Source organism: Burkholderia sp. DN3021 (genome assembly GCF_049805555.1).
Classification (GTDB): Bacteria; Pseudomonadota; Gammaproteobacteria; order Burkholderiales; family Burkholderiaceae; genus Burkholderia; species Burkholderia pyrrocinia_C.
Genome location: NZ_JBNCAB010000083.1, coordinates 18107 through 34135, shown reverse-complemented (window position 1 = coordinate 34135; position 16029 = coordinate 18107). Strand labels below are relative to the sequence as shown.

Annotated in this window: 15 protein-coding genes and 6 pseudogenes; 13 read left to right on the top strand and 8 right to left on the bottom strand. The window is 56.8% G+C overall.

What is annotated here, in order from left to right; genetic code table 11:
- Positions 1-144: 144 nt before the first annotated feature.
- The 6 genes and pseudogenes from ACPUER_RS29505 to ACPUER_RS29480 all read left to right on the top strand — a co-directional run.
- Positions 145-768 (top strand): annotated as a pseudogene (locus ACPUER_RS29505) (integrase); the annotation flags it as partial.
- Positions 769-1500: 732 nt separating this feature from the next.
- Positions 1501-2067 carry a bifunctional diaminohydroxyphosphoribosylaminopyrimidine deaminase/5-amino-6-(5-phosphoribosylamino)uracil reductase RibD gene (gene ribD, locus ACPUER_RS29500; protein ID WP_425132812.1) on the top strand — a complete coding sequence of 189 codons (567 nt, stop codon included), beginning with the start codon at positions 1501-1503 and terminating at the stop codon, positions 2065-2067.
- Positions 2068-2571, top strand: a complete 504-nt coding sequence (locus tag ACPUER_RS29495) for a RibD family protein (RefSeq protein ID WP_425132814.1) — start codon at positions 2068-2070, stop codon at positions 2569-2571. It begins immediately after the preceding gene.
- Between the two features lie 317 nt (positions 2572-2888).
- The gene (locus ACPUER_RS29490; protein ID WP_425132811.1) at positions 2889-3947 is read left to right on the top strand and encodes a TauD/TfdA family dioxygenase; all 1059 of its coding nucleotides are present in this window, start codon (positions 2889-2891) and stop codon (positions 3945-3947) included.
- A gap of 76 nt (positions 3948-4023) precedes the next feature.
- A complete protein-coding gene (locus ACPUER_RS29485) occupies positions 4024-5238 on the top strand; it encodes an MFS transporter (RefSeq protein ID WP_425132810.1) in 1215 nt (404 codons plus the stop codon).
- A 104-nt stretch (positions 5239-5342) separates the two neighbouring features.
- Positions 5343-5447, top strand: a pseudogene (locus ACPUER_RS29480) (IS6 family transposase); the annotation flags it as partial.
- 30 nt (positions 5448-5477) lie between these two features.
- Here the strand turns inward: ACPUER_RS29480 and ACPUER_RS29475 are convergent.
- Positions 5478-5747 (bottom strand): annotated as a pseudogene (locus ACPUER_RS29475) (transposase); the annotation flags it as partial.
- On the opposite strand from ACPUER_RS29475, the pseudogene ACPUER_RS29470 reads away from it, so the two are divergent.
- Positions 5747-6007, top strand: a pseudogene (locus ACPUER_RS29470) (integrase core domain-containing protein); the annotation flags it as partial. The pseudogenes ACPUER_RS29475 and ACPUER_RS29470 sit on opposite strands and share 1 nt — an antisense overlap.
- A 173-nt stretch (positions 6008-6180) precedes the next feature.
- Here the strand turns inward: ACPUER_RS29470 and ACPUER_RS29465 are convergent.
- Positions 6181-6324, bottom strand: coding sequence for a hypothetical protein (locus tag ACPUER_RS29465; protein WP_425132809.1), 144 nt, complete (start codon positions 6322-6324; stop codon positions 6181-6183).
- Between the two features lie 130 nt (positions 6325-6454).
- On the opposite strand from ACPUER_RS29465, the gene ACPUER_RS29460 reads away from it, so the two are divergent.
- From ACPUER_RS29460 to ACPUER_RS29440, 5 genes are all read left to right on the top strand, one after another.
- Positions 6455-6610: a hypothetical protein gene (locus ACPUER_RS29460; RefSeq protein ID WP_425132808.1), complete on the top strand. Its 156-nt coding sequence runs from the start codon at positions 6455-6457 to the stop codon at positions 6608-6610.
- 7 nt (positions 6611-6617) lie between these two features.
- Complete coding sequence (locus tag ACPUER_RS29455) at positions 6618-7157, top strand: disulfide bond formation protein B (RefSeq protein WP_425132807.1); 540 nt, start codon at positions 6618-6620, stop codon at positions 7155-7157.
- Between the two features lie 211 nt (positions 7158-7368).
- A complete protein-coding gene (locus ACPUER_RS29450; protein WP_425132806.1) occupies positions 7369-7779 on the top strand; it encodes a RidA family protein in 411 nt (136 codons plus the stop codon).
- An 84-nt stretch (positions 7780-7863) separates the two neighbouring features.
- A complete protein-coding gene (locus ACPUER_RS29445) occupies positions 7864-8883 on the top strand; it encodes a D-cysteine desulfhydrase family protein (RefSeq protein WP_425132805.1) in 1020 nt (339 codons plus the stop codon).
- 415 nt (positions 8884-9298) lie between these two features.
- Positions 9299-10183, top strand: coding sequence for a hypothetical protein (locus ACPUER_RS29440; RefSeq protein ID WP_425132804.1), 885 nt, complete (start codon positions 9299-9301; stop codon positions 10181-10183).
- 451 nt (positions 10184-10634) lie between these two features.
- Here ACPUER_RS29440 and ACPUER_RS29435 read toward each other — a convergent pair whose 3' ends face one another.
- The 3 genes and pseudogenes from ACPUER_RS29435 to ACPUER_RS29425 all read right to left on the bottom strand — a co-directional run bounded on the left by ACPUER_RS29435 (position 10635) and on the right by ACPUER_RS29425 (position 13324).
- The gene (locus ACPUER_RS29435; protein WP_425132803.1) at positions 10635-11129 is read right to left on the bottom strand and encodes a hypothetical protein; all 495 of its coding nucleotides are present in this window, start codon (positions 11127-11129) and stop codon (positions 10635-10637) included.
- Between the two features lie 603 nt (positions 11130-11732).
- Positions 11733-11909: pseudogene (locus ACPUER_RS29430) on the bottom strand (IS30 family transposase); the annotation flags it as partial.
- 194 nt (positions 11910-12103) lie between these two features.
- Complete coding sequence (locus ACPUER_RS29425) at positions 12104-13324, bottom strand: multidrug effflux MFS transporter (protein WP_425132802.1); 1221 nt, start codon at positions 13322-13324, stop codon at positions 12104-12106.
- 88 nt (positions 13325-13412) lie between these two features.
- Between ACPUER_RS29425 and ACPUER_RS29420 the strand changes: the two genes are divergently transcribed.
- Complete coding sequence (locus ACPUER_RS29420; protein ID WP_175004049.1) at positions 13413-14198, top strand: AraC family transcriptional regulator; 786 nt, start codon at positions 13413-13415, stop codon at positions 14196-14198.
- 360 nt (positions 14199-14558) lie between these two features.
- On the opposite strand, the gene ACPUER_RS29415 is transcribed toward ACPUER_RS29420, so the two are convergent.
- The 3 genes and pseudogenes from ACPUER_RS29415 to ACPUER_RS29405 form a co-directional block, all read right to left on the bottom strand.
- Positions 14559-15197 carry a hypothetical protein gene (locus ACPUER_RS29415; protein ID WP_425132801.1) on the bottom strand — a complete coding sequence of 213 codons (639 nt, stop codon included), beginning with the start codon at positions 15195-15197 and terminating at the stop codon, positions 14559-14561.
- Positions 15198-15223: 26 nt separating this feature from the next.
- Positions 15224-15366: pseudogene (locus ACPUER_RS29410) on the bottom strand (helix-turn-helix domain-containing protein).
- Entirely contained in the window at positions 15367-15993 is a 627-nt protein-coding gene (locus ACPUER_RS29405; protein ID WP_425132800.1) for a chorismate mutase, read from the bottom strand.
- Positions 15994-16029: the final 36 nt, after the last annotated feature.

The window sequence follows — 16029 nt, the reverse complement described above, 5'->3', positions numbered from 1 at the left end:
ACAAACTGAAACCGGCCACCCCGCCTACACCCTTAACCGGGTAGATCTGAACACGATCCCCGTGACTTACACGGATACCACCACGCCATCACCATCATGCCTCACGCGCGCGCGAATGGGGGACTGGCCCAGCTGAGTCGCTTACAGTTGGTCGAATACGCAATCGCGAGCTACAACGGCACGCCGCACACCGGACTCAACAACGTCTCGCCGCTCGAGGCGATGGAATCGTTCGTCCGTGGCCGACACACGCTCGTGAACTGGTTGCCGGAGCCTCGCCGTCGCACGCTGTGCCTGATGCAGTCGGCGAAGCGCTGCCGTGTCCACGCCTATCTGAATCAGGGTACCCGACCGCATATCAACCTCTACGGTGTACGGTATTCGAGTCCCGTTCTGGCTTGTAGCACTGAGCTCATCGGTAAGCAACTGCTCGTCTACCTGAACGCGGACGACTTGCGCAGTGTCCGTGCATTCCTGCTCGACGGCACCGAATTAGGTCTCCTCGACGCGCAAGGTGCGTGGCACGTCGTGCCACACAACCTGACCTTGCGACAGGAGATTCGCAAGGCCCAAGGCTGCAAGCGTCTGCGGGCATCGCTGGATGCCCGCGGGATCGACAAGTACATCCGCGCCAAGCTCGAGCAAGCGGGGAAAACCCGCCGAGTCGCGTCCGATCTGGCGCAAGCGGCTCGCATTCTGGCGGCCGCGCCGATCGTTCGGACGCCGCCGGGACCGGTGTCGACATCGATGTCCACGTCGACCGCCGTAGCCTAAATGCATTGCCTGGGAATGTTGTGGCACGGGTGATGGATCCCGACATCGATTCGTACGAGGGCGTAATACCGCAACTGAGGGGCGTCAGCGTTGCGCGACTACACAGCTCCTCGGCATTCCTTATGCGTCGCTCGAGATCGGGCTGCTGCACGCGAGTCAGCGGCGCCAGTACAGCCCGCTTTTTCGTCACTGTCGCAGCTGCATTGCGCGCGGCTACCATAGCGTGGTGCACCAGATGCTGAAATTCGACACCTGTCCGGCGCATTATCGGCAGTTGGAAACCGCGTGCCGCCGCTGCGGTTATGAGGCCCCCTACGTCGTGAATGTCCGCCTGCTCGAGTCGCCGTATCGATGCGCGTTCTGTGGTGGCAGTTACGGAGGCGGTGGTTGGTCGTCAGACAGGGCTCGCCCGATGAAGTCAGAGTACCGCAAGGAGTTGACGCGACGCTATTACGAACGTCACCTGGGATAGGGCGCAGATCCGCAAGTTGCACGCGCGATCAGCGATCATCTGTTCAAACCCGAGGGTTGTACATCGCGTGGCGGCGACTGCTGGCGCTGCGGGAATTGACACCGGTCTTCGCGACACCACGCGCGGTGACGAATTTATTTCGCGGTACGCAAGCCTATGATTTCTTGATAATTTTCCGATTCCGCGTCGGTGTCGACCTCTGAAGTGACATTTTTACTTCGCAAACGGTGACAACTTTGCTTCGGTCTACGGTTGTGACCGAGGACAACAACTTCTATCCTGCCCACGCCGACATCGTGCATGCGCGGATGCGCGAGGCGCTGGCGCTTGCCACTGAGGCCGTCGGCTTGAGCGATCCCAACCCGCGCGTCGGCTGCGTGCTCACCGATGCATCGAATCGCGTGATCGGTCGTGGTCATACGCAGCAGGCAGGCGGGGCACATGCCGAAGTGATGGCTCTGCGCGACGCCGCTGCAGGTGGCGAATCCGTGATCGGTGCCACCGCTTACGTGACGCTCGAACCCTATTCGCATTTCGGACGTACGCCACCGTGCTGCAATGCGCTGATCGACGCCGGCCTGCGGCGAGTAGTGGTCGCCTTGCGCGACGCCAATCCGGTCGTCGCGGGCTTCGGCCTCGCGCGATTGCGCGAGGCCGGCATCGACGTGATCGAACTACCGGACGGCGCGCTGCGTGACAAAGCCCGGCGCGTGAACGTCGGCTTCCTGTTTCGCATGCGGCATGGACGGCCGTGGGTACGCATGAAAATGGCCGCGTCGCTCGACGGCAGGACCGCAATGCCGGACGGCGACAGCGAGTAGATCACCGCCGAAGCGGCACGACGGGATGGTCATGCATGGCGGCGCCGAGCCGGCGCGATACTGACCGGCGTGGGCACCGTGCTGGCGGATGATCCCGAGTTCGATGTCGGGCTGTTTCCGACCGCGAGGCAGCCGCTGCGGATCGTCGTCGATTCAATGCTGCGCATGCCGGCGGGCGCACGTCTGCTGAATGCGGGAGAACCCGTGCGAATCTACTACGCAGGTGCGCGCATGAACGACGGGCGCAAGGAGACCCTCGAGTCGAGGCGCGTCGATTTGCGGCATCTTCCGAACACGGCTGGCGGCAACCTCAACGGCGCGCTGATCCGAGCGGGCCTCGTGGATGAACTGCTGATATATGTTGCGCCTCGCCTGATCGGGGCGGGTTGCGACCTGGCGGCGCTGGCGTCGGCTGGAACGGTAGGCGAAAGTCCGGTGTTCCGTTTCATTCAGGTCGACCAGGATGTGCGGTTGGTCGCCGTGCGCGCGGATAAATCGAATTAATGAAAATCCTACTCCGGATGGGAAATTTCGCAGGCCCGCATGGCTTGTTTTGCCATATTCTTGGCGAATCGCGTTAGTCGATGCGTGACGTAGCAGATCTCGCAAGCGGTGTATCAGCAAACTATATTTTATAGTATGTTCATGGAAATTCCTGAGAAAATGGATTAAATCGTCACAAGGTTACCGATTTTTTTTGCACGGAAACGGGACCGTCCACCCCTGAGGAGGTAATGGCCAAAGAATTGGAAAAGGCTGAATTAGCTAACCGTTGCACTTGATTTTAGAGACCGCCCTCACTACTCGTCTTGGAATGGATAATGATTAATCAGGTAGATGAACGAGTTATATTGACTGCAAAGGATGCAGACCAACTTAAAGATGCCTTTAGCAGTATTCCATATGACCCAGCAGGAGGATCCCAGTACCTCAATGCGTTACGAAAGACCGCGTACACCGCATTGCCGACCAGGCTTATCGACGCAATCGAGCGAACCAAAAGTGTCGGTGCAGATGCACTTGGTTTTCTGGAAATCGATGGCCTTCCCGTGGACCACGGCGTATGCGGCAGCCCATACTTTTCGGAGAGTGGCAGAGCATTCAAGGATGGCGTTCTTAGTGAAAACCTTCTAGTCGCGATCGGAGCGCTGGCAGGCGAGCCGTATTCGATTGCACATGAAGGCCGTGAGCTCGTCAACAACCTCACCCCTCACAAGGAGAACGCCCAAGAATACACGGGTCTTGGTTCCGATGTAGAACTAGACTTCCACATCGAGAATGCTGCGCAGGTTCATATGCCTGAAGGAGACACATCTCCGTCAGCCCTTTTGCTGCTTGGCGTAAGAGCTGAACCGGGAGGTGGGCCATTGACTCGCCTTGCCGACGCGCGAAAGGCACTTCGATTGCTATCGCCAGAGGATATCGAACAGCTTTACAAAAATAATTACATCATCCGCGTTCCATATCGATGGAGAGGTGCAACATCTACACCACGCGACAATACCGACTTGCGTCCCATCCTGTCAGGTCCATACGAGTCTCCGCATGTGACGGTGGCGTTTTATCCGGACATGGTGCTTGCCGCAAATTCGCGAGCCAAGCAGGCACTCGACAATCTATATCAAGCGATAAGGGAAATTTCTTTCGGCGTGCAAATCACGCCGGGAAAACTCGTCCTCATCAACAATAGTTTTACGCTTCATTCCCGAGATAAATTCGTACCGCAATACGACGAAAACGGACGAGCCTATCGATGGGTTCAACGTGTATTCGTAGCTCGAAATCTCTGGAACTTCCGAACATTCACCCGGCTGCAAGAGCGGGTTTTCGATCCGAAGATTCAAAACACACATATGCCAGAGCTCTCGCTTGCAGTATGAGTTGACGCTGTCTCCTACGCCCCCGGGGGCGTAGGACGACGATCTCGGCAAAGGTTGAACAGCAGGAGACTGATGAATGCGTCACTACTACCGGTGGTGGATACTGGGGGTATCCACCCTGACACAGCTGGTCGCAGGGCTCGCGAGCCAAGGCATCGGCGCGTGGGGCCTCTACGCGCAAGATGCGTTGCATCTTTCTGCCCGGCAGGTCGGAGGCCTTGCGACGCTCGCGAATATCGTACCGATATTCGGTTTGGCATTGGTCGGACGAGCGCTTGATCGGCATGGGGAGCGATTGCCGGTTTTCCTCGGGATGCTGGTGCTTGGCTTCTCGATGCTGCTGCTGGCCGTGTCCACCGGATACGGAACACTGGCTGCCGCGATGCTGATGATGGGCATTGGGTATAGCCCGATCCAGCCCGGCGGAAGCAAGGCGATCTACCACTGGTTCCCCACGCATGAGCGAGGGATGGCGATGGGCGTACGGCAAGCCGCATTGCCGCTGGGCGGCGCATGCGCGGCCGTCTTTTTCCCGGAACTGATCTTGCGCGCCGGGTGGGCCTCCGCCATGACGGTGGCGGCGGTTGTCATAGCCGTTACAGGAGGGATCTTTCTTGCAGTATTTCGGAATGCCTCCAGGCCTGACGCGGGATCGCCTTCAGCCATATCGATGTGGCAGCATCTCTTGGGGAATTTCTCGGAAGCCGCATTCCGGCGGATTTCGTTGATTGGCGCGATGCTCGTTGCCGTGCAAATGGCCGTGGCCGTTTTTTGGATCATGTTCGTCCGGCGCCGCTTCGATCTCATGCCAGCGGCTGCGGCATGGTCGCTTTTCGTTGTGCAAATGAGCGGTTCACTCGGCCGCATCCTGCTTTCCGCCTTGAGCGATCATATTCGAGGCGGGCGACGGCGCGTCGTCATCATCTGCATGGTGCTGGCACCCGCGACATTGCTGGCCACGGCGCTGTTACCCGCTTCCTGCCGTGGATTGCCGATTCTGGTGTGTGCCGCTTTCAGCGGATTTTTTTGCTTTGGCTGGTACGGCCCATGGGTCGTGTGGCTATCGGAATCAACGGATCACAACAAGGTGGGCGAGGTCATTGGCGCCGCCATGGCGGTCAATCAGGTCGCGATAGCGGCAGTACCGTTGATTTTCGGCATGGTGGCCGACATGACCGGGACGCCGACCGTGCCATTGATGTGTCTATCGGCGGGACTTTTTGCGGTGTTCGTTTGGGATTGCCTATGTCCGGTGGGCCGATCCGGACTCTCGCCGTCTACATCGAATTGACTGGACAGGTGGAGCGGCCGCCGGGACAGCAGCATTTTTTTCGGCTCTGTCGCAGTAAGGCGGGGTGGTATGCCGCCGGTGTCAATGAAGCTGCGATGTGAACGATGACGCGACCGCTGAATTCGGTGTTTGCGAAGGTATTCCAGCGCCTGCATTACCCGATCGATGTGATCTTGGTGTGCGTGCGCTGGTATGTTGCATACCCGCTGTGACCCTGCCTCGTTTTCACGGACAGCATGTCATGCAGCAGCGTGTAGGGTTTCGTATTCGACAGGGGTAAGGTAATCGATCGACATGTGCATGCACTGTCGATTGTAATAGCCCTCGATCCAGTCGACGATGTCCAGGCGAGCCTGAGCGCGGGTTTCGTCGCGCGTTTGGTAAATGCGTTCAACCTTCAGGGTTTTAAAGAAGCTCTCCATCGGTGCGTTGTCCCACGCGTTGGCACGCCGGCTCATCGAAACCGTCATGCCGAATTCGGCGGCCAGATCGCGATACCCCCAACTGGCAATACGTCAGCATTCGCTACAGCGAACGGCTGGCCGAAGCGGGCATCGAACCGTCGGTCGGTAGTCGGGGCGACAGCTATGACAACGCCTTGGCTGAAACGATCAACGGCTTGTACAAGGCTGAACTGATTCATCGCCGCGCCTGGAAAACGCGGGAATCCGTTGAGCTGGCAACGCTGGAGTGGGTGGCCTGGTTCAATCATCATCGATTGATGGACCCCCTCGGCTATATCCCGCCCGTCGAAGCTGAGGCAAACTAATATCGGCAACTTGAAACAGCTGCCGCTGAACCGGCATTAACTTAAACCAACCAGCCTCCACGATTCCCGGGGCGGTTCAGCGGGTCGATACGGGCTGGCACGATCAGATTGTTGGACACATCAAGGACAGGGGCATTTATGCATTCCAGAAGAAATATGGCTTCGGCATGCACTCATTCGTTGAGGCGCAGATCTCGCGCATCAAAAGCTGCATCGGTGAGCGTCTGCTGACGCGCAAAGTTGCCTCGCAGGAAAACGAGGGTGTCCTGATCGCCAACCTCGTGAACATATGAAATTCTTTCGGCAAGTGCATTCAACTAAAAAATTGATAATCACGTCTCCAGCATCACGACTTTCACCCTTCCAAACAAAGCCACATGGATGCATACATAACGCGCCAACTTCATAACTAATTGCTTATAACACTTGCGTGAACAGGAATTAACCATGCTATTCGTACCGTTCGTTATCGCACTAGTCGCTTGCATCACCGCACTGCGCAAACAAGAAAACTGCAGCCTGGCGCTCTTTGGCCTAGCTGCCATTGGCGAGCTGATACTTATCATCGTTAATGCCACGGACCCAATCAACGCAGTATTCTGATGAATATATGAACGTCACAAAACCACTTAATGCTGTTGCCCTTTTCGGCACCAGCGCAGTCCTACTCGCAGCATTCAAATACCAATTTGTCGATGGGGAACTGCCTTGCACCTTATGCACCCTAATCCGCGGAGGCGTTATCCTGATGGGCATGGGCTTCCTGTTCAACCTGATATTCGGTGTCAAGCAACGAAACTACGCGGTGACACTGATTGGTGCTCTGATACTGGGCGCGGTATCCAGCCGCTTCATGCTCATCCATATCGTCCCTGGCGGGCCCGCTACCACGGCCGGCGTGTTTATGGGTATGCACCAATACACGGTTACAGCGCTAGGTGCAGTCGCCGCGGTGGTCTACACGGCGTTCCTGATGATGTTGCCTGTCGAGACTGAGTCACTTTCCACCACTTGCATTGTCCACAAAGCCGTTATCTGGTTGTTTGTTGCGATGGTGGCCGCTAATACGGTGAGCATTATTATTGAAGCGGGCTGGAATGCTGATATCACGGACCCTCACGCCTATTACATGATTTCAGGACATGTTTAGGAGCTAATGTCAATGGTGGCGCATGAACATTTTGATTGGCTGTGTTCGGAAGGGGGTATGATTTTCGGATTTGCGTTGCTCTATGATCAAGCGGAATTAAGTGGGGGTCATCCTACGACCGAACCCTTGACAACTCCCGCGCCACAAAGGATCCAAGCTAAGTTCCATTTTTTTCAGTATTATTTAGAGGCTTTTTACCTTGGAATACGCAATGCCGAGAGAAACTTTGCAACCATCAACGCTGTTTTCCAGTAAACCTTGGGGCTTCTCTCAGGTAGTTATCTCAGAGCCCGGGCGGATTGTGAATGTCGCTGGTCAGGTGGCTTGGGACGCAGATGGAAATCAGAACGCGCGGGGACTTGAAGGTCAGTTTCGGCAGACGCTCAAGCAGGTTTTCATTGCTGTGGAAGCCGCAGGAGGAACGCAGGAGGATATCCAGATATTGCGTTTCTATATCCCACATTTCAAGAAGGGAGAGGATGCCGACCTCATTGCCAAAATTCTGGTCGAAATTTTTGGAGATATTAATCCACCGGCATCTTCCTGGATTGGTGTCAAGGCGCTCGCACAGCCAGAATTCCTGATAGAGGTCGAGGCGATGGCCGTTATTCCGGCCAAGTGAATTTTGAGGCGAATTTGTTTCATATATTCGTTTCCCGACTGAGACTGCCTGTCTAGCAAGCCATCCAATTCCCAAATCTGACCTATGACTTCTCCCAAATCGTTACCGTTTGATCTTTCGAAGTTCCCGCGTAGTCCTTTACTGGAAGCGGTCACTCCCATTCAGCCCCTTCCTCGACTTAGTGCTCGCCTCGGCGGCCCAGACATCTTTGTCAAGCGCGAGGATCTCAACGGGATTGGTGCTGGTGGCAACAAGTTGAGGAAGCTGGAGTTTCTTATCGGAGAGGCGTTGGCGGCGGGCGCAGACACCATTATTACCGTTGGTGCTCGACAGTCCAACCATGCACGTCTTACTGCGGCTTCAGCGGCGCGCGTTGGCCTGAAGTGCGAACTTGTCTTGACGCGGGCCGTGCCCCGATTTGACGACGACTACATTAATAATGGAAACATCTTGCTTGATACGCTGTTTGATGCGCACCTGCATGATCTACCGGGCTCGACTAACGCGCTCGAATTCGCCGAAGACCGTGCCAATGAGCTGCGTAGGCAGGGCCGGCGCGTATATGTGTGTCCATTGGGCGGCTCAAGCCCTATCGGCTGCCTAGGATATGCTGACTGTGCGAGGGAGATCGTGGCCCAATCCGACGCCTCTGGATTGATGTTTGATCGCATCATGCTCGCTAATGGGAGTGGCGGCATGCACGCGGGGCTCGTCGCCGGATATGTAGCGCTTGGGCTCGACCCTGCTCTAATAATCGGCTTCGCTGTTTACGGAAGCGCCCTAAAGTCGACTGAGATTACAGTCGACAAGGCCAATCAGACTGCGCGCCTAATCGATGATGGGCTGAAAGTGGAGGCCAGCGCCATTTCAATCGATGACTCGCAATTGGGTCCCGGTTACGGAGTACCAACGAAAAGTATGCTGGCGGCTGTTCGCCTAATGGCGTCAACAGAAGGAATTTTGCTTGATCCGGTTTATAGCGGGAAGGCGTTTGCCGGCCTCGTAGATAGCGTTAGGGTGGGGAAGTACATTGCAGGTCAGAAGTTACTATTCGTGATGTCAGGCGGACTCCCGGGGCTGTTCGCGTACCGAGCCGAATTTTAAGTTTACAACATCGCCCATAGGCTGGCCGCCGCTCCGATCACCAGAGACAAGCGGCAATTGAATTGGGTGCGCCTGCCGGTGAGGCAGCATGATGAGCAGTGAATCCGTTATGAAACCGGAGATACAGGTTCTATTGCAATAGGGAGCGAAGGTCGTGGCGACGGCTTATGGGGTTCGAATTCGTCCATTTCGAAATGGCGGATCGTCGAACCGGTCGTCTCACCATGTCGCAATCAGTTATTCTTGTCGCAGAGTTATCCATGAATATCAAACATGAGTTTTCTGTCGTAGTAGTCTCGGTCATGGCCAAATGTTGGCGAAGCGTCGATCAACGTGATCATTGGAATTGGCTTTCGTTTGGCGACGGCAAATCGTCTGCGTCGTTCAGCGCACACAGAGCCAGGAAATCTGATATATGAGAAAGCCGATTCTCCCCTTGTTCGCGGGGATCCACCGCGGGCGACTTGTGATTGGAGTGTGCGTTGCGGCTGGGCTGTCGCTGAGCGTGCATGCGGTGATGCTGCAACTGTTCCATGCGCCGTATCCGGGTGCGTCTCTGGGTTCAAAACTGCCGGCAGTCGTCAACGACGCGGTGATGATCTACGCGGCGTCGTGGCTCTATCGGTCCTTGTGCCAGTCGCTCCCGTTGCGCTCGCCGCTTTGCCGCATCACCGTACTTTTCGTGATTCTCGCCGGCCTCAACGAGACTTTGCGCGGCTGGTTCATGAATGGATACTGCTCGACGCCTTGGACGACGAGTTGGCTTTATGAGGCATTTACGAGCCTTCGAGGAATCGCGTACTACGCCGCTGCCTCAGTCATGAGCGCCGCCATCTGCCGCTGCAGGCAACACATCGGGAGGATTGTCGCCGCAGTGTTGCTTGCGTTGCTATTGAATTTCGTTTTGATGTCGTGGTTGTCGTCCGTCCTCTCGATCGTCCTCGCCTACGTCGAAAGTTTGGCGCCGACGGGCGGCCGGTGTCAGATGCCGTATGGGCCGGACGTCCTGATTCCAGCCTACCTAAGCTTCGTCGAACCAGCTATTGCCAGCCTCTTTTGCGTTGCGTTCACCTGGCGGCATTCGAGTGCACGGCGATGCGCGTTCGCATGGCAATTCGCGGTGCTTGTGCTCGCGCTCAAGAAGCAGCTATTGATGGCGTTCCTCTACGCAATTTACGCGCCAATGCCCGCTTGGACTGCTCTCGCAAGCATGGGGCAATTCACGTTGGAGGCGGCGGTGCTGGGGCTCCTGACTGCGGTGGCGTGGCAGTGTGCAAAGGACGGCCTGCCTTGCGGATGAAAGGGCGCGCAGGAAATTCGGGGGTGCCGGAGTATCCGCTGACGATCGTCCGGAATGGGGTGACCCTGCCTCGTTTTCACGTACAGCATGTCATGCCGTGGCGCGTAGGGTTTCATATTCGACGAGAGTGCAGTAGTCGATCGACGTGTGCATGCGCTGTCGTAGACAAAAATAAAGTCGTCACCGTTTGCGAAGTAAAGATGTCAACTCGTCGGACGACAACGATGACGAGAGGCGAAACCTCTTGGAATTCAGTCGGTTACGCGTTGCGCATTAAAATTGTCACTGGCCGCGGCGTCGCGAAGGCCGGTGTCAATTCCCTCGGGCGCCGGCAGTCCCTGTCGCGCGTCGTGCGACACCCGAGTTTGAGCGGGCAATCGTGCCGTCGTGATAAAAGGCTTATCTCGCCACTTCTATCAAATTGTTGGTACCCGCCCTTCGATCGTTGCGGTCAGGTGCCCACTACGGTTGCAATCGGCGAGCGCTTGCCGCCCACGATGTAATGTTGCAGCCGTTGCCAAGCGTCCAGGTAGCGATGCCACGGAATTGCGGCAAGCTGCGCGTCGTGGACAACCAGAATGCGTTCGACGGTCCACTGAGTAATATCGGAAGGAAGCTCGAGGGTACATTCCACATCAAGTTTGCCGAAATCCACGCCGGTATAAATCACCTCGACACGCTCAGGATTGATTCGTTTATTGGATAAGATTTTATCTTTAAGATACTTGCTAGGGGTGAATGAAAAGTCAACGAGATGATTATAGCTATGCGCTGATATCTTCCCGGCCACATACGCTTTTGATCTAGCCAAGAGTGGTCGATGTCGTCCAAATATACGAGCCGCAATTGCAAGATTGTTTGCATCATGACTGCTATTACAGATGCATGCGGCGGGTCGCATCGTGGCAATTAATTTGCACAAGCCAATAATGGTGTGTGGATCCACACTATTTCGGAATGGGAGTGTTCTAGTTGGGATACTCATCGCTGCCGCAAGAGGTTCAATCCGAGATTACGGGCGGAAGGAAAGTGCAACATCAATCCCCGACGCGAGAAGCGATTGCATTTGGAGCAGCAATTGCCTTTCTTGGCCACCGATATTGGGTGAGCTTTCAGTGAAAAGCACACTGCCAATTTTTTCGGAATATTAGCCTTTCATAACTTACACTAACAATCTATTGAAATACAAATCTCGCCGCGCACCGAAGAGGATATTTATCTTTAGATCGCAGCACAACAATACGATTAACTCAAATGCGAATCAATAGGCTATCTTTAGGCAAGGTCGATGTTTGGCAGCACAGGTGTAATTGCTGAGAGCGTCGTGCACGAGACACGCGAGACTACCAAGTACAATCACCTCGTCGCAAACACGGCGATCTTGAACTACATGCAGCGGATGTCGTGCAAACTGACGGCCTTGTTGCAAAAAGGGGCGCCCGGTCGACGCTCATGCTCCGCCGCCGTACCGGCTCGGCGAAAATCCGCTAGATTTCCAACGTCCCGTGGCATCACTCACCCAGACCATGGATTCTTCGTAAAGGCGGATTCAACCGGTCGTCGCAACACTGCATTTTTGAATAGATTTCAGGTACTCGTCCAGAGCTTCAGCAGGCGTCTTCCAGCCAAGCGTTTTCCGGGGCCTGGTGTTCAACGTATTAGCAACGGCCTGAATCTCTCGAGCGCTCCACCGGGACAGATCCGTGCCCTTTGGGAAGTATTGCCGTCTCGGTACTACCTTCTCTGTCATGCTTTCCTCCATACAGTCAAAAAGTCATCAAACTTCTTGCTGTACGTGGAATCGAGTGCAGGATTAAAGTCTACTGCCGTGACCTGAAGACCGCCGGTCGGCTTGCGTCGGTGAATCGCACACATGAATCGATGCCGACGCCTTGATGGGGCGTCCTCGGTCCCATCACGTCAGCGGCTGCTTTCGAACTCGCTGGAGGCGTCGGGACGATCGGCTTCCGTACCGGCCTCGTCGTGAGCCGCAAACAGCACGACGGCAACAACGAGCCAAAATCCAGTGAGTGCCAGCGGACTGTCAAGCGGTACCGCCGAAGTCACCGAAAGCATGGCGCCGAGCAGCGCATAATAGGCAACACCAAACAACGCCCCTGCCCGTCCCAGACAATTGGCATAGCTGCGCAGCGCAGGCGCCAGGATGTTGGGTATCGCGAGGCCGAAGCCGATGAAGATCGGTAGCGCAGCGAGCGCCCACAGCAGTCCGGCCCGCCCCGTCGTCAGCACCAGCACGATCTGCATGAGCACGCCGGCAAGCACGCTCGCGAGCCCCAGGCGGACTCGGCGGTCATGGCCGATTCCCCGATCGAGGCGGCGGTTCAGCGCTGCGCCGAGACTGCCAGCGAGTGCTACTGCAAGGCCGATCCAGCCGAAGCCGAGGATCGGCAAATCGCCCACTAGGAAGGGGCCGGCCGCGTAAAACGAAAACACCAGCGCGTTCAAGCCCGCGACCAGCAGCGCCGAACGCATCAACCGCGAATCCGTCAGCATTCGCCAGGCGAGTTTGTGTGTGGATATCGCTTGCGTGCGAGCGCCGCGTGTTTCGCGCAGATAGCGCGTCGCTGCCAGACACAGCATGGCGATGGCGACAGTGATGAGCCAGAGAACGGCCTGGTAGCCATGCCAATCCGACCACTTCTGCCCAACCAGCGGGCCCACTGCAGGCGACCACGCGAGCACCATGCCGATGGTCACGAAACAGCGAGACAGCGCTGCGCCGTCCAGGCAATCCCGCAGTATTGTCTGCGTGGTAACCGAACATGTCGCGAGGCCCGCCGCCTGGATGAAGCGGCCCACGAGAACGAGTTCGAAACTGGACGCGCGAGCCGCGACGAGTGTGCCGACCAGCCCGATTGCGAGTCCGCCCAGTATTGCCGGACGTCGTCCGACGGCGTCGGACACGCGGCCCCAAACGAAAACGCCGACGGCGAAGCCCAGAAAGAAAATACTCATTGCCCATTGAGTTTGGGCAGCGCTCAGGCTAAAGACATGGGCAATGTTCGGCAGGCTTGGGGCAAGCACCGTTTCGGCAATCTGCGGCAGTGCCACCAGTGCCAGCAAAAGGCAGATTGGCGGCAGCCTCGTTTCGTTCGGAGTCAAGATCTGTTGATGCGTCATGGTTTCCTCCGAATTGACGTGAGGTAGCATACTGATGCATGAGCGAAGACAATCGCGCTGTCCTGACATAAAACATCGCAAACCAGACATGGCACATCATGAACCGAACCGTGTGATCGACCCCGACGCCGCGTCGTGCCCCATCGTCGGCATCGCGTACGAATCCAGGGAACACGATTCCGAATGGCACGCCCATCGTCGAACGCAGCTGCTGTATCTGACCGAAGGCGCGGTGACGCTGCAAACGGCAGACCGGATCGGACACCTCGCACCGCTGCAGGCGATTTGGTTGCCCGCAGGGCTACAGCATCGCGCGATCATGCAAGGCCGCTTCGCGTATCGCAGCCTCTATTTCGATGTGCATGCATACCGAGATCTGCCGCAGACGGCCGTCATCGTCGAGGTGAGCCCGTTGTTGCGCGAGCTTGTCGTGCGCGTCACGGAGTGGCCGGCCGATGGCGCGCTGACCGATGCCCGGACACGGCTGGCGACCGTCCTGCTCGACGAACTCGAGGCGGCGCCTGCCTCGCCGTTGTATTTGCCGATGCCGCGTGATCGGCGCCTCGGTACGATAGCGAATGCGCTTGTCGACGATCCGTCGGAACCGCGCACGCTCGACGAATGGGCCGACCGGGTCGGTGCGAGCGCTCGAACGCTCGCACGACTGTTCGTACGCGAAACAGGGTTGACCTATATGCAATGGCGCACGCGGTGTCGCTTGCTCGTTGCGCAGACTCGATTGGCGGAGGGCGCTTCGATTACCGAGGTTGCGCACGCCGTCGGGTATGCAAGCGACAGCGCGTTCATCGCGATGTATCGCCGTCTTTACGGCGAGCCGCCGGGCAGGCGAAATCGTATCAGGCACCCCGGCTGACACGTTCGGGGCCGTTACGGTGACGGCACGAGAAGCTCGCGCACGTCCCCGTGATCTAGACAGCGCCTTCCGAGCTGCTCCCCATTGACTCTGACCCGAAAAATAGTCCGGCTCAAAAGTAGAGAAATTCGGCATGATGTTTCCAACCTGACATGAAGGCCATGCCATGAAGACGAGCAAGTTTACGGAACAGCAGATCGCATTTGCACTGAAGCAAGCGGAGCTGGGTACGAAGGTCGAAGAAGTCGGCGAGGCTTTAGAAAACGGAAAATAAGCAAATTTAAACTACAGAGAGTGCCGCCCCCTTGAGAGCCTTTAGTCTTGGCGAGACACACTCCGAGATTGCGGGATGTGTGGCATTCACCACTGGCACCCGGACCTGTTCATCGCGTCGACTGCGAGCATCGGGATCGCCAGAAGTCCCATCTGGAAATATCTGTTTCGGCAGTCGCTGCGAGTGGCCTTTGATATCTCGCGATTGAGCAGCGCGGTTGTTTCTTGTGTGTGGTTGTTAGATTCCCGCGAGGCATGCTGGGGCGTGTTGCCATAACGCGCTGATCGGTGGGTGTCGATGCTCAGGAGGTCATTCTGCCAGTCAATACTCTCGCCCAGAGATTTGCCCACTCCAGCATTGCCAACAGCAAGGGCTACCAGCTTACTCACATTTTTGCGGGACACCGAGATCGTTTCACGATCCCGCAGTTGTTGAGCGGGACCAGGAATCGTCGCCGTACGCAAACGTGATTGCCTGGTGGCCCGGGAAATAATGATAGTGTTGTTCGACTGTTCGGAGCCTGACCGCCGCGTTTCCGACGGTATCAGCGTCACGGTAAGCGTACGGCGTTCTGGCTGAGGATAATCTGGTTGGGGCCGCAGAGAGTCTTGCAACGCAAGCAACCCTAGCGCATGAAGCACCCATGTGATCGTAAACGCAAGGATCGCCACACGACGGTTGCGTCGCGTGGGGCAGGCCAGTAAAGGAGTATTCAATGAGCTCACGCTCCGTCCGAATTGAGAATGTCGGTTTACTCCGGACTGACTGCTGTTTCGCGGTGGTGCTCTAGAAGATCGCCCGGCTGGCAATTGAGATGCTGGCAAACCGCATCCAATGTTGCGAGGCGCCCCCCTTGACCTTGCCCTGCTTCAACAAGGAGAGATTCTGTTCAATTCATGGCGACGGCAGGCATACGCTCGCCACAGCGCGATCGAGTGTAACGCGTTGCTCGACGTCGAAATTGAAATTCCCGTCCTTGGAGACATGCTCGACGCTCTTCGCAACCCGGATTTTGCAGTCCGGCAACCTGCGCAGTGGCTCAGCGAGATACAGTTCGCGCAAGATATCTCCTTGCAGGCGATCCAGTTCCGTGCGGATGTCTTCCAGCGGCCGACGCGGCGCCGACGGAGCCTGGCCCGCGCGTCGCCAGTCATTCAGCAGCGCGTATTGGGCAACCTTGCTGGCTTCGATCTGGTCGTTGAACACGGCCGCGGCATCTTCGGACGCAATCTGAGACGTCGGCGCCACCAGCTTTACATTGGCAATCACTTGCGCCTCTCGCGCCTTGTCGTAGACGGGTTTGCCGCTGTCGATTTTGGACAGGGCGACCGGATAGGCGGTTTGCAGGCGCGCGGCCATACTCTCCACGAGTGGCACGAATGTCGTGTCTTGCGCTTGCGCACCGGGCGAACAGGCAACGACATTGCCTAGCAGTGTCGAGGCGATGAAAAGATTCGACGCCTTGATGGTCGTTCTATGTTGCATCATCGAGGTTAAAGAATGGTAACGGCAGAAGATCACACTGCCTTGTCGGCGGCAGGCGGATCAAGCCGGGGG

Excerpts from the sequence above, each read along its gene's own strand:
- ACPUER_RS29420 (WP_175004049.1), top strand. The coding sequence starts at position 13,413 with ATGGCACATCATGAACCGAACCGTGTGATCGACCCCGACGCCGCGTCG.
- ACPUER_RS29440 (WP_425132804.1), top strand. The coding sequence starts at position 9,299 with ATGAGAAAGCCGATTCTCCCCTTGTTCGCGGGGATCCACCGCGGGCGA.
- ACPUER_RS29445 (WP_425132805.1), top strand. The coding sequence starts at position 7,864 with ATGACTTCTCCCAAATCGTTACCGTTTGATCTTTCGAAGTTCCCGCGT.
- ACPUER_RS29485 (WP_425132810.1), top strand. The coding sequence starts at position 4,024 with ATGCGTCACTACTACCGGTGGTGGATACTGGGGGTATCCACCCTGACA.
- ACPUER_RS29455 (WP_425132807.1), top strand. The coding sequence starts at position 6,618 with ATGAACGTCACAAAACCACTTAATGCTGTTGCCCTTTTCGGCACCAGC.
- ACPUER_RS29425 (WP_425132802.1), bottom strand. The coding sequence starts at position 13,324 with ATGACGCATCAACAGATCTTGACTCCGAACGAAACGAGGCTGCCGCCA.
- ACPUER_RS29450 (WP_425132806.1), top strand. The coding sequence starts at position 7,369 with ATGCCGAGAGAAACTTTGCAACCATCAACGCTGTTTTCCAGTAAACCT.
- ACPUER_RS29490 (WP_425132811.1), top strand. The coding sequence starts at position 2,889 with ATGATTAATCAGGTAGATGAACGAGTTATATTGACTGCAAAGGATGCA.
- ACPUER_RS29460 (WP_425132808.1), top strand. The coding sequence starts at position 6,455 with ATGCTATTCGTACCGTTCGTTATCGCACTAGTCGCTTGCATCACCGCA.